Raw genomic sequence first — 12056 nt, forward strand, 5'->3', positions numbered from 1 at the left:
GCTTTCAATTTTAGCTAATTAATGGTTTAAGTTTTTATTATCCGATATTATTAGTATGAGTTAAGAGTAAAAATAATCATCTGAAAATTATAAAACCTATCTTCAATAATAAAACAAACCCTTAAATAAACTAATCTCATAAATTAAGATAGAATTTAAATAAATTAATCTTATAAATTAAGAGGGCGTTCAGAATTCTGTATCACGTTAATTTAGCGGTTACAACGTTATCACATTATCCAAACGCCCTTCAAAGATCATAGATTTAATCTGTTGATTTGTATTAAATATAGTATTCACTTTTAATGAAAGTGCCGATGATTTTATCATGTATTTCCGGCGACTTAGAATAACCCACCGTTTTACGATTGAGCCGCTTAAGTCGGTTGCGCAATGTCAAATTCTCCCGCTCAATACGTTGAGTGAAAGTTTTTACAACAAGATGCTGGCTTTTTAGTAATAGGTTGTAAACCTTGAAATTATCTGTACATCAGAAAATAACATTGAACGATGCGAGCTTGTTGAGCAGTTTCTTGAGTGTTTTTTTGCTTCTCGTTCCAAATGTATGAGCAATGATACGCCTCAGACGAGGCTCTCAGGCATACCACAACCAGCGTTGACATTTTTTATTTCCGACAAATGACCCCATTTCGTCAACTTCACAAATGAGCTGAACTTCGACTTTATCCAACGGGAGTGTCGTTACGCATCGTGGCTAGAGTTTTTTAACGTGCGGACAACAGCATTGATGCTGATATGTAGCGTCCGGGTAGCATTACGAATACCAGCGTTGTTCATAACCAGATCAACGACTTGTTCTTTTATTCCGGCTTGATAAGCGCGATAAAAATAATCGAGCTGAAAAGTACGATGACAGGATAAACAACGATAATGTTGGTGCCCACCTTTGCCAATACCCTATTTTTTAATGTCCTTCGTCTGGTGACAAAATCGACATTTTACTTCTACTGTGGCCATACTTGTTATCTCGCAAAATAGGCATTTTAGATGAAGAACAACGCCTTGAATACATGACCCAATTCTGCTACTTCATAATATTCACCGAGTCTGATGAGCGATGCATAATAACCAATCTTCCACAATAGTAGCAGCTTCGGATGCTGGATCCTGATTGCTTTTAAGAACATGGTAAGCCATCCCCTTTAGAGAAGGTTCGGCAACAATCTGCAATACCCCTAGCCTTAGTTCTTCCTCGATTAATAATAAGCTCAACAATCCCACTCCCTGACCTGCGATAGTTGCTTGTATAGCATGACTTTCCTCGTAATACCGAATACCGGTGGACAAATCAGATGATTTAAGCCCAGTAGCTTGAGCCCAAGCACTCCATGTTAGATCTATCGGTAAAGTACGATGCCAATCGAAATGAATTAAAGGCCATTGTGAAATATCTTGATTTATTGTCTTAAGGAGTGTTGGGTTAGCGACAGGTGCAAAATGATCCTCAAGAAGCAATGTACCGACTGCACCTGCGTGCTGACCAAAACCATACCTAATCGCCAAATCTACTGTACCGGAATTGAGATCTACAGGCGTGTTGGATGTATGAATATGTAGATCAATGTCAGGATGTGCCTCCTGAAACAATGATAGTCGAGGGATAAGCCATTTGGTGGCAAATGCAGGTGTCGTAGATAACATGACTGATTGCCGACGCGGTTTTTGTATATGTTTAATAGCTGTAGAGATAGTTTCGAAACCACTATGCACCGCAGTAAATAGTGTAAGTCCATTTGGTGTTAATTCAACCGCTCGTACTTTGCGTAAGAATAAAGAACATTCGAGATACTCTTCCAAGACCCGAATTCGGTGGCTTATCGCCGTCGCAGTGACAGATAATTCCTCAGCTGCCCTTTTGAAACTCCGCAAACGCGCTGCGGCTTCAAAGGCACGAAGTGATGTTAGAGAAGGGAGTCGTCTAATCATATATAAGTGATATTATATCATCTATTAGTTGAAAATAGATCGTTTGTCAGCCATTACAATTGAGTAGAAACTAGTGATACTTGAATAAATATCATTTGTAAAGGCTTAAACTCACATGACTACACTATTACACATTGATGCAAGTGCACGCGATGGACGTTCTGACAAAACTTCTCACGGATCGCATACTCGTCGCTTGAGCGCTCGTTTCGTACAACAATGGCTGAGCTTACATCCCGAAACGAAAGTGCTTTACCGAGATGTGGGTCAAAAAGCACCACCGCCAGTCACTGGTAAATGGATACATGCAGCTTTCACTCCAGAGCATGCCCGTGAGGACTGGATGAAAGAAGAACTTCGAATGAGTGATGTATTGATCGACGAAGTGTTATGTGCTGATCTCATTGTAGCTGGCATCCCGATGTATAACTTTGGGCCTCCCGCACAATTCAAGGCATATATATAGTGTTAGTCTTAACCCCGAGGTCCGGGTTTAAATCCATAAGTTTTAGCCTGAAAAACGACTAAAATACTCAGTATTACCAAAGCAAACATAGTAATTGCAAATGATGAAGGTCCTATCTGTTGAAGTAACCCTCCTCCGATTAACCCTCCACTAGCAACAGCAAGATTAAAAACTGTCACTAACATCGATTGGGCAACATCTGCATCATCACCAGCAGCATCAGCGATTGCTGTCTGTAACAATGTTGGAGCACCACCAAAAGTTATGCCCCAAAGCGTAATACCTAAAAGAACTATCCAGACGTGAGTATTTCCTGCAATAAGCAAAATAGCGACACAAGCGAAGCCAGTCAGACTAAACATTGTCAGTAAGCGTAATGCTTGATCTATCCAAACACCGGTGATCAGAATCCCCAAGGTTGATGAAATACCAAACAATAGCAGAACCATGTCTACATGATTCCCGAGACCAACTGACTTCAGATAGGGAGAAATAAAAGTATAAAGAATATTGTGCGCCAATATCCACAAAAAGATAACCCACAATACCGAACGAATACCGGGAAGAAGGAATATTTTCCTCACCGACTGGCGATTGGTGGATTTTTGTCCTGAAAAATTCGGAAGTGTTGTACTCACCCAACCTATTAATATTAACGCGAGTGCTGACATAACCCAAAACACGCCGCGCCAATCAAATAGGCTTCCTAACCATGTCCCCAAAGGTACTCCGAAACAGAGGGCAATAGGTTGACCCACTCCTACGATAGCCAGTGCTCTACCCTGAAGATGCACTGGCACCATATGTCTGGCGTATCTCGCAAGCACTCCCCAAATAATTCCAGCCGACATCCCGGCAATTAAACGTGACCCTAATATAATCGCATAACTGGAAGATAGCGCTGTGAGAGAGTTAAATACAAGTAACCCACCAATTGCCAACAAAAATAGAGGCCTTCTCGACCAACTACGAGTGGCAGCAACAATAGGTATCGCAGCAATTACTGACCCCAACGCATATACGGAAATCAGCTGTCCAGCAAGGGACTCAGAAATATTAAGATCTTGGCTGATTTGTGATAACAAGCCGGCTGGCATTGTTTCAGTCATAATTGTGATAAAACCCGCTAAGGTGAAAGCTAGAAGCTTGAGTATCGGAACCCTTTCAACATTACCCAAAGTTTCTGCTGTTACATGATAGCCAAGTGAATTTTTCATTATTTCCTCTTATCAGACACTTTTATAATTACTTGGCAAAATAAGTTGCGATCATGTCTTTATGACCATAGCCCACTTTTTGTGCTCGTTTGAAGCGCTCGAGCCCGGCTTCAACGCCATCAACTTTCACACCAGCTCGTTTAGAAGCATCGACAACTAATTCAGCATCCTTTATCGCATTATCCAAAGAAAAGCTAGTCTCATAATTTCCAGACATTATTGCAGCAGATTTAAGCTGGAAGTACATATTATCCATAGGACCATCTTTGAGCACATCAATAACAAGTGATGGATTTACTCCCATAGCTTCAGCAATAGATAAACTTTCCGCGATCCCATGTGTTAAAGCAAAAACCCAGCTGTTTAAAGCAAGTTTAAGCTTACTACTCACACCACTTTGCTCTGAAACCCACACTGTACGTTGACCAATAACATCAAACACTGGCTGAACAAGATCACGATCAAGCAGTGGTCCAGAAGCAATAATAATTAACTTACCTTGTTCTGCTGGACCTTTCGTACCCTGAACTGGTGCATCAAAATACTTAAGACCATTTTCAGCAGCGAAGGCTTCAAGTCGTTCATTCGCTGCAATACCAACTGTACTGGCCTGAATCCATATTGTGTCTTTAGATAAACTAGGTAGTGCAAGATTCATAGATTCTAATACTGCATTTCCATCTTTAAGCATGGTTAATATGATATCTGCATCATCAACGGCATTTTCTACTTGTTCATATACTGATATCCCAAATTCTGTTAAGGCCTTTGCTTTCTCATAAGTGCGGTTCCATACGCTGACGCTAAAACCATTCTTTTGTAAATTCCGGGCAATAGCTGTTCCCATAATACCTACACCAAGTACCGCAATTTTTTTAACGCATTTTTGTACTACTTGAGACATAACTTTATCCTTTTGTATATGAGATATTTATTTCACCTGCTTAAATTCGATGCATTATTAAACAATATGATTAAAAATTTAAAACAAGCACTCATTCTTGAACGGTCATTCCAAAATTTTGCAAATTTTTTTGTTTCACAAAATGGCTATTTCTCGATTACGCTCATTGCAACCTCAACAATATCAGTGAGCCTCTCAGATTGCTCCGTTCGAGAAGCGCCTTTGCTGACAACTCTAATTCCTTGAATTATACTGACAATAAATCGAGCCAAAGCGATGGGTTTTTTAGTTGGATCTATTTCGCCCATCGCTTGACCACGAAGTATCAGTGTGCTCAGTGCGCGTTCCATCCTACTCAAATTCATAGCGACTAGGTCAGCAATACAATTATCATGGCGGGCCATTTCCAAAGAAGCATTTGCCACCATACACCCTAAGTTTTCAGTATCATTTAGCTCTTCCAAGACTATCTTCATGAATAATTGTTGAATCAAATCTTTTACTGATCCCTCCTTAGCAAGAAGTTCAACATTACTAGATGTCATTTCATAATAATGCCGCAGGGAAAATTCATAGAGTCCGTGCTTACTACCAAAAGCATTGTACAAGCTCCCTCGACCTAGCCCCGTGCCTTCAACGAGATCTTGAATACTTGTCCCCGCATATCCTTTTAGCCAAAAAACGTGCATTGCGGCTTTAGCTATTACATCAAGATCGAATTCTTTTGGTCTCATCAGATATAAAACTTCCTTTCTGGAACGATTGGTAAAAAACTGTATCATCAATCCAATTAAAGGGTCAATACTCTTATTAAATTTAAGATAATGGCACAAAAAGAAAAAGTTGGGGGAAATATAGGAATAGTTAAACAGCAACAGTAATGTTGGCACAATATTGAATATCACCTAAAAGTATTATCTTAGAAAGATAAACAAAATTAATTGTTAGTTGCAGGTAATAGTTTTTCTGATACTGTAAATAAGAAAGAAACAGCGGGATGAGGCATATGCTATCAAATCATTGCACTCCTCGACATGGTGTTTTTAACAGAATAGGTTTACTTTATACGCTCCTTTCAGCCAGCGCCATAGTTGGTGTTTTACTTAGTATATCTGTAAATCCATCATGGATTTGGCTCCATTATCTGACTAAACCCACTGCTACGGCACTGTTAATGTTTTGGATTCTACTAATCCGCACACCTATCTCAATACGTTACCGCAACGCTATTGCTTTCGGGCTTGCATTTGCCGCAGGGGGTGACTTTTTTTTGATGTTACCGCAAGACTATTTTTTGGCTGGCCTATTTTGTTTTCTACTCACTCATTGCGCTTACATTTATGCTCTATGTTGCGACAGTATTTCTATTTCTGATATTAAAAATCACTCTTCTCATTCAAAATTTATAATTATTCGTACGGTTTTCATTATATTGGCGATCTTTATCATATTTATAATAATCGCATTATTAATATTTATCGGGCTGTTGAATAATCTACCTAACGGTATGAGAATTCCTGTCGCTATTTATGCTACGATTTTGGCTTTCATGGCTGGAGCAGCGGTAAATAGAGCTATTGTCTATCCATTTAAAAATCCAATTCCTTTAGCACAACATGCAGCGAATACAGCGGCGATTGGCGGTATTTTTTTTGCTATCAGTGATAGCCTGCTCGCTTATGGTCGTTTTTACTTTGAAACTCCATTAAGCCCATTTTTGGTACTCAGCACTTATTATATCGCTCAATGGTGTTTTAGCCGCTCAGTGATAAGGCGAGATCAATGACAAAACTAATCAACACTCAATTTAATGCTCTGCGTCAAGCATGGGAACAAAATCGACCTGATGAGAAACAACGCCGGGATGATTTGATATGTCTCCGCAAAAATTTTAAAGCCAGCCTAAATGAAATGACGGAAGCAATTTCTTGTGATTTCGGTCATCGTTCTAGGCATGAGAGCATAATGGCAGAAGCGGTGATTGTGTTGAATGAAATTGATCTTTGCTTGCGCTCTCTTAAAAAGTGGGCAAAACCTCAAAGATACAAGGCTGGATGGCAATTATGGCCGGCAAAGGCTGAAATACGCTATGTTCCACTTGGTGTTGTTGGTATCATGGCACCGTGGAACTATCCGGTAAATTTGACTCTCATACCATTAATAGCCGCGATTGCCGCAGGTAATCATGTTTTTATCAAGCCTTCCGAACATACACCGCACACCAATGCCTATTTAGAAAAATTACTCGGTAAAATTTTTCCTGAAAACCGTGTCAGTATTGCACAAGGCGGAGCAGATATTGCAGTCGATTTTTCTGCCCTCCCCTTTGATCACCTGTTATTCACGGGTTCCAAGGCGAATGGTAAAAAGGTCATGGCAGCTGCCGCACAAAATCTTACCCCTGTTACGCTGGAGCTTGGCGGAAAGTCTCCGGCACTGATTGCTCCCGATGCTGATTTGAAAAAAGCGGTGGCCCGCATTATAACGGGCAAGCTTTTCAATTCAGGACAAACCTGTATAGCACCAGATTACATTTTATTGCCGGAAAACGTCATTGAGCCGTTTATCGCAGAGATTAAGGAACAAGTATCGAAACGCTATCCCCAACCAAATAATTTTCCAGACTATACAAGCATTATCAATGACAACCAGTATCAGCGTCTTACCAAATTACTTGAAGATGCGATCACTCGTGGTCATCAGGCCATTCCACTTATGCCCCTCACTGATAAAGAACAAGCACTAAAGCAGCGTGTTTTCATCCCTACGCTAGTTCTGAACCCAGACGATGGCAGCACCATTATGCAAGAAGAAATTTTTGGCCCCCTGATACCAGTCAAAACTTACCATTCTTATGATGAAGCAATCCACTATATTGCAAGTCATGAACGCCCATTAGCCTTTTATTGTTTTAGCCGAAATAACAAGTACATTGAGGCGGCTTTATCGCACATCGTCGCAGGTAGCATCTGCATCAATGACACGCTATATCAATTTGCATGTACAGGTTTACCCTTTGGTGGTGTAGGCCCGAGCGGTATGGGGCAATATCATGGGTATGAAGGGTTTAAAACCTTTTCCAAGGCCATGCCTATTTTGCGCAAATACAATCCGTCACTGACAGATCTACTACGTCCACCCTATGGCAAGTTTGTTAATATGGTTATCCGCATTCTCACTCGATAAAAAACTAATTTAAAAACCGCGGTCTTGTCACAAGTTTGGTACTAAACCCTCTTTTTCATAAAAATCAAACATTGTTCTGCGTTGACGAATGCAGATCAGAGAATATAGTTAATCAATAGAATAGGTTTGTGGTGGAAGATGACGTGCTCTCCATCAATATTATTCAGGGATTTTTTTCGTAATGATACAGAGCGCGTATTGAGTATTCTTCGCTGTAGTTTTTCCTTCCGTGATTTTCCTTCCGTGGTTTGGCGAGGTACGAACAAAGGATCAAGCGTTTTGTTGGCGAGTTCAGCAACGACTTGATTTTCTTTGTGTGGACTGAAGTCAGCGCTCTCTTTCAGAACAATGATTGGAGTTTTAGTGTGTTGCTTAACGCCCTTTTTCAAGGGCAGTCGAGGTAAATATGCAAATCTCTCGAAGAAAGTTGCTGTTAGGAGTAGGTGCTGCGGGTGTCTTGGCTAGCGGAGCCTCAGCTTTAGTTCCAATGGTTCGTCGTGACGGTAAATTTATCGTCACTAAATCCAGAGCATTACCCGTAGATGGCACTAGCGGGGAATTACCGAAAGAAGCTGATGCTGTGATTATTGGGGGAGGAATTCAAGGCGTCCTGACGGCTATCAATCTGGCGGAAAGAGGAATGAGCGTTACTCTGTTTGAAAAAGGTGCCATCGCGGGCGAACAATCAGGCCGTGCTTACAGCCAGGTTATCAGCTACAAAACCTCTCCTGAAATTTTCCCATTGCACCACTACAGCAAAAAGCTATGGAGGGGAATGAATGAAAAGATTGGCGCAGATACCAGTTATAGAACGCAGGGCCGTGTTGAGGTTCCTTCGAGTGAAGAGGACTTAGCTCGTTCTATTGACTGGATCATATCCGCACGAGAAACAGCCGGTTTTGGTACGCCTTTGAACACACGAATTATTGGAGGTAATGAATTAACTAAACGACTGGCGAATGCAAAAACACCATGGAAAATTGCTGGATTCGAAGAGGATTCAGGGAGTGTCGATCCGGAAACCGGAGTGCCAGTTCTGGCTCAGTATGCCAAAAAAATCGGGGTGAAAATATTCACTCACTGCGCGGTACGCGGTATCGAAACCGCTGGAGGGAAAGTATCCGGTGTCGTAACTGAAAGAGGTTCCGTTAAGGCACCATCTGTTGTTCTGGCTGGTGGTATTTGGTCACGTCTCTTCATGGGAAATCTCGGTGTTGATATCCCAACACTGAATGTTTATTTGTCACAACAACGGGTTTCTGGTGCCCCGGGAGCTCCTCGCGGTAATGTTCATCTGCCAAATGGTATTCACTTCCGCGAGCAGGCTGATGGAACCTACGCCGTTGCGCCACGTATTTTCACCAGTTCTATTGTGAAAGACAGTTTCCTATTAGGATCTCAATTTTCGCACCTTTTGGGTGGAGGTGAGCTGCCACTGAAATTCAAACTCGGGGAAGATTTGTTTAACTCATTCAATATAGCGACTCAGTGGGGTCTGGATGAGGTTACACCATTTGAAACACATCGCATTGCGACAGCAACGCAAAACAATGAGCATCTGGATGGCGTATTTGAGCGTATGAAAGCTGAATTCCCGGTATTCAAAAACTCTGAAATCGTAGAACGGTGGGGAGCGGTTGTCAGCCCAACTGCTGACGAACTTCCAATTATTTCGGAAGTGGAAAAATACCCTGGACTTGTCATTAATACAGCAACAATTTGGGGGATGTCTGAAGGGCCTGCGTCTTCTGAAGTTACAGCCGATATCCTAACGGGTAAGACACCGATTATTGATCCGGCTCCGTTCAGTCTTTCACGATTCAATTCATAAGGAAAAAGTATTATGCGTTATAAAAACATGCTGTTATGTCTTCCTTTTATTTGGGGGATCGCACATGCTGAAAGTGTTCGTTACCACAAACTGGAAGGTATGCCGATCTCGGAGTCAGTGGAAGTCAGTAACAGCAAAAATATCATTTTCCTTAGTGGAAAAGTGCCGACTAAAATAAAGAAAGATGCACCAGATGATGTACTTTCCTCGTATGGTAACACGGAGGCGCAGACCGTCAGTGTCCTGAAACAGATCCAGACTCACCTTGGGGAACTTGGTCTGGGAATGAAAGATGTTGTCAAGATGCAGGTATTTTTGGTCGGCGGTAAAGAGACTAACGGAGATATGGATTTTAAAGGATTTATGGCAGGGTACTCTCAATTTTTCAATGAGAAGAACTCCATTAATCTACCGGCTCGCACTACTGTTCAGGTGGCAAAATTAGGTAATCCGGCGTGGCGTGTTGAGATAGAGGTTACTGCGGTTAGACCTTAAATGCTCCATAACACATTCTACAATAAGAAATTATCCAGACCCGTGCAGATCGCTCAGGGTCTGATCCTTCCACAGTATTTTATTATGAAGCGTTGGTTGAATAGAACTATCCAGTCATCCGGATAAACTTATTCTCAGAGCAGGATTATCGGAGCTTATCATTGTTTGCAAGGAGAAAAAGTGAATCTATTTTTAATTCCGGGACTTATGACTGATAAAACATTATGGCAAGAGATGGAACCTGCATTATCTGCGTTGGGTAATATCGTCTATGGTGATATTTCTCTGGGGAAAAATCTTCGAGAAATTGCCCTTCATAATATCGCCATGTCACCAGACCGATTTGTTTTAGTGGGGTTTTCTTTAGGAGGATACGTTGCTCGCTGGATTGCCAGTCTAGTACCAGAAAGGATCGAAGCCTTAGTGCTCATTGCTACTTCAAATTTTTCAGACAGCGATAATCAGAAAGCAATAAAATTCCGCACGGCAGAAATAGTGAAAAATGGGTTCTTTGACGGACTCAGCCTAACTACCATTCGGACATCGCTTCATGGTAATAATAAAAATAATCAGTATTTTATTGAACTCATCCGTGCTATGAGCCTACGGCTAGGACCAGATGTATTTATCCGCCAGTTAATGCTGCAACGGGATAATCCAACTTATTTATCTAGCCCTCGTAATTACCCCGTATTAATCATCGCTTCAGCCTGTGATGAATTGAGAACGCTGGCAGAAGCGAAATCGTTGCAACGTGAATTTCCAGGATCCACATTACGTATTATTGATAACGCCGGGCATATGCTGCCACTTGAACAGCCTATTAATTTGGTAAAAATTATCAGCACATGGCTGGAAGAGTCTATCAATACATCGTAATTGAGGCGTATGAAATATTTTATATATTATATTTTCAATTTTAAACAAGCACCAAAATAAGAGTAATCTCAGCTAATAATTTAAAAAATAAATTTCACTATTGCGAATAACTAAAATGGTTCGGTTATATTAACGAAATAATACCAGATAATATTTTGTTTCATGGCATAATATTATTCACTTGCTATAATTTGTAGATTGTCATTCAATCAAATTAAGTGAGGGAAATGGATAAGAAGAATATTAACTTACTTTACTCTGGAATTAATACTATACCTGCACTACCTATACTTTTCTAGGCTTAATCATAACTCTCCCTATGTTTAAGGGCTTATTATACAACATGTTGTAGTATTTTTTATCTACGGGAAATAAGAAAATGACATCAGATTTAGCTATTTAGGTTTCTGTCATATTAATACGACAGAAACCTATCTGAGAAGTAAACCTGAGTGATGATTTTTTCTAACTTCTTTGGTTAACGAATTAATATAACATTTTGATTATTCATCTTTTTACAACTTCTTTAGTCAATGCATCAATAAAAATTTTTGATTCGTCACATTGGAGAAAAACAAAACATGATTTCGTAACTATTGTATGCTTAGGTGCTAATAATTTTTGAGCTTGGGCGTACCAAAACGATGAGGTATAGCCATGTTCCAATTTCAATTGAAATGCTTCCTCTAAAGTTACACGAAAAGGCCAATCAAGATTTTTATATACTCCATCTACTATCCAAGAAGTTTGTGGTTCTGCAAATTTTCCCGGTGAAATCTCATCAATCGACGCCCCACCCGGGTCATGTGGACCGAAATTATTAAGTCTAAATACTAGACTCATTGATTTTAATTCGCTAATATCATTTATCAGTTTATTGTACACGTCAGCGTCATTGGTTCCGCTCATTTTTATTTGCACAAAAGAAGGATCATAACGAGCTAATTTCTCTTTAGTTATATTGATCCCTATATTAACGCGTTCATTAAAAGTTAACATATCAATCCTCTTTGTGTTGATTGGAATGTTTTTTGGAAAATTATCATTATTTATTACCGCCTGATAACGATCAGACATTTATAGCATAAATCTACTCTGTCAATTATTATCTTTTTTAACATTCAATATTAG

At 40.3% G+C, this 12056-nt stretch carries 12 protein-coding genes and 1 pseudogene; 6 read left to right on the top strand and 7 right to left on the bottom strand.

Features of this window, described 5'->3' with window-relative positions; genetic code table 11:
* Nucleotides 1-283 precede the first annotated feature (283 nt).
* Both Xsto_RS00995 and Xsto_RS01000 read right to left on the bottom strand, forming a co-directional pair.
* Nucleotides 284-978 (bottom strand): annotated as a pseudogene (locus tag Xsto_RS00995) (IS1 family transposase).
* Nucleotides 979-1059: 81 nt separating this feature from the next.
* Nucleotides 1060-1947: a LysR substrate-binding domain-containing protein gene (locus tag Xsto_RS01000; RefSeq protein WP_099123830.1), complete on the bottom strand. Its 888-nt coding sequence runs from the start codon at nucleotides 1945-1947 to the stop codon at nucleotides 1060-1062.
* Between the two features lie 115 nt (nucleotides 1948-2062).
* Between Xsto_RS01000 and Xsto_RS01005 the strand changes: the two genes are divergently transcribed.
* On the top strand, nucleotides 2063-2413 hold the full coding sequence (locus tag Xsto_RS01005; protein WP_099123831.1) for an FMN-dependent NADH-azoreductase: 351 nt from the start codon (nucleotides 2063-2065) through the stop codon (nucleotides 2411-2413).
* A gap of 8 nt (nucleotides 2414-2421) precedes the next feature.
* Here Xsto_RS01005 and Xsto_RS01010 read toward each other — a convergent pair whose 3' ends face one another.
* The 3 genes from Xsto_RS01010 to Xsto_RS01020 all read right to left on the bottom strand — a co-directional run bounded on the left by Xsto_RS01010 (nucleotide 2422) and on the right by Xsto_RS01020 (nucleotide 5424).
* The gene (locus Xsto_RS01010) at nucleotides 2422-3630 is read right to left on the bottom strand and encodes an MFS transporter (protein ID WP_099123832.1); all 1209 of its coding nucleotides are present in this window, start codon (nucleotides 3628-3630) and stop codon (nucleotides 2422-2424) included.
* Nucleotides 3631-3658: 28 nt separating this feature from the next.
* A complete protein-coding gene (locus Xsto_RS01015; RefSeq protein ID WP_099123833.1) occupies nucleotides 3659-4534 on the bottom strand; it encodes an NAD(P)-dependent oxidoreductase in 876 nt (291 codons plus the stop codon).
* A gap of 146 nt (nucleotides 4535-4680) precedes the next feature.
* Entirely contained in the window at nucleotides 4681-5424 is a 744-nt protein-coding gene (locus Xsto_RS01020) for a TetR/AcrR family transcriptional regulator (protein ID WP_244590314.1), read from the bottom strand.
* A 116-nt stretch (nucleotides 5425-5540) separates the two neighbouring features.
* On the opposite strand from Xsto_RS01020, the gene Xsto_RS01025 reads away from it, so the two are divergent.
* Complete coding sequence (locus Xsto_RS01025) at nucleotides 5541-6320, top strand: lysoplasmalogenase (RefSeq protein WP_099123867.1); 780 nt, start codon at nucleotides 5541-5543, stop codon at nucleotides 6318-6320.
* Nucleotides 6317-7720, top strand: coding sequence for a coniferyl aldehyde dehydrogenase (locus tag Xsto_RS01030; protein ID WP_099123835.1), 1404 nt, complete (start codon nucleotides 6317-6319; stop codon nucleotides 7718-7720). The genes Xsto_RS01025 and Xsto_RS01030 overlap by 4 nt, the downstream gene beginning before the upstream one ends.
* Before the next feature lie 95 nt (nucleotides 7721-7815).
* On the opposite strand, the gene Xsto_RS21015 is transcribed toward Xsto_RS01030, so the two are convergent.
* Nucleotides 7816-8109 (bottom strand): hypothetical protein, encoded by a 294-nt coding sequence (locus tag Xsto_RS21015; RefSeq protein ID WP_141554479.1) that lies wholly within the window; start codon nucleotides 8107-8109, stop codon nucleotides 7816-7818.
* A gap of 17 nt (nucleotides 8110-8126) precedes the next feature.
* Between Xsto_RS21015 and Xsto_RS01035 the strand changes: the two genes are divergently transcribed.
* The 3 genes from Xsto_RS01035 (at nucleotide 8127) to Xsto_RS01045 (ending at nucleotide 10925) form a co-directional block, all read left to right on the top strand.
* Complete coding sequence (locus tag Xsto_RS01035; RefSeq protein ID WP_099123836.1) at nucleotides 8127-9551, top strand: NAD(P)/FAD-dependent oxidoreductase; 1425 nt, start codon at nucleotides 8127-8129, stop codon at nucleotides 9549-9551.
* 12 nt (nucleotides 9552-9563) lie between these two features.
* The gene (locus Xsto_RS01040) at nucleotides 9564-10046 is read left to right on the top strand and encodes a RidA family protein (RefSeq protein WP_099123837.1); all 483 of its coding nucleotides are present in this window, start codon (nucleotides 9564-9566) and stop codon (nucleotides 10044-10046) included.
* A 180-nt stretch (nucleotides 10047-10226) separates the two neighbouring features.
* Complete coding sequence (locus tag Xsto_RS01045) at nucleotides 10227-10925, top strand: alpha/beta fold hydrolase (protein WP_099123838.1); 699 nt, start codon at nucleotides 10227-10229, stop codon at nucleotides 10923-10925.
* Nucleotides 10926-11432: 507 nt separating this feature from the next.
* Here the strand turns inward: Xsto_RS01045 and Xsto_RS01050 are convergent.
* Nucleotides 11433-12002 (bottom strand): hypothetical protein, encoded by a 570-nt coding sequence (locus tag Xsto_RS01050; protein WP_099123839.1) that lies wholly within the window; start codon nucleotides 12000-12002, stop codon nucleotides 11433-11435.
* Nucleotides 12003-12056: the final 54 nt, after the last annotated feature.

Origin of the sequence: Xenorhabdus stockiae (assembly GCF_002632825.1) — a bacterium.
GTDB lineage: Bacteria > Pseudomonadota > Gammaproteobacteria > Enterobacterales > Enterobacteriaceae > Xenorhabdus > Xenorhabdus stockiae.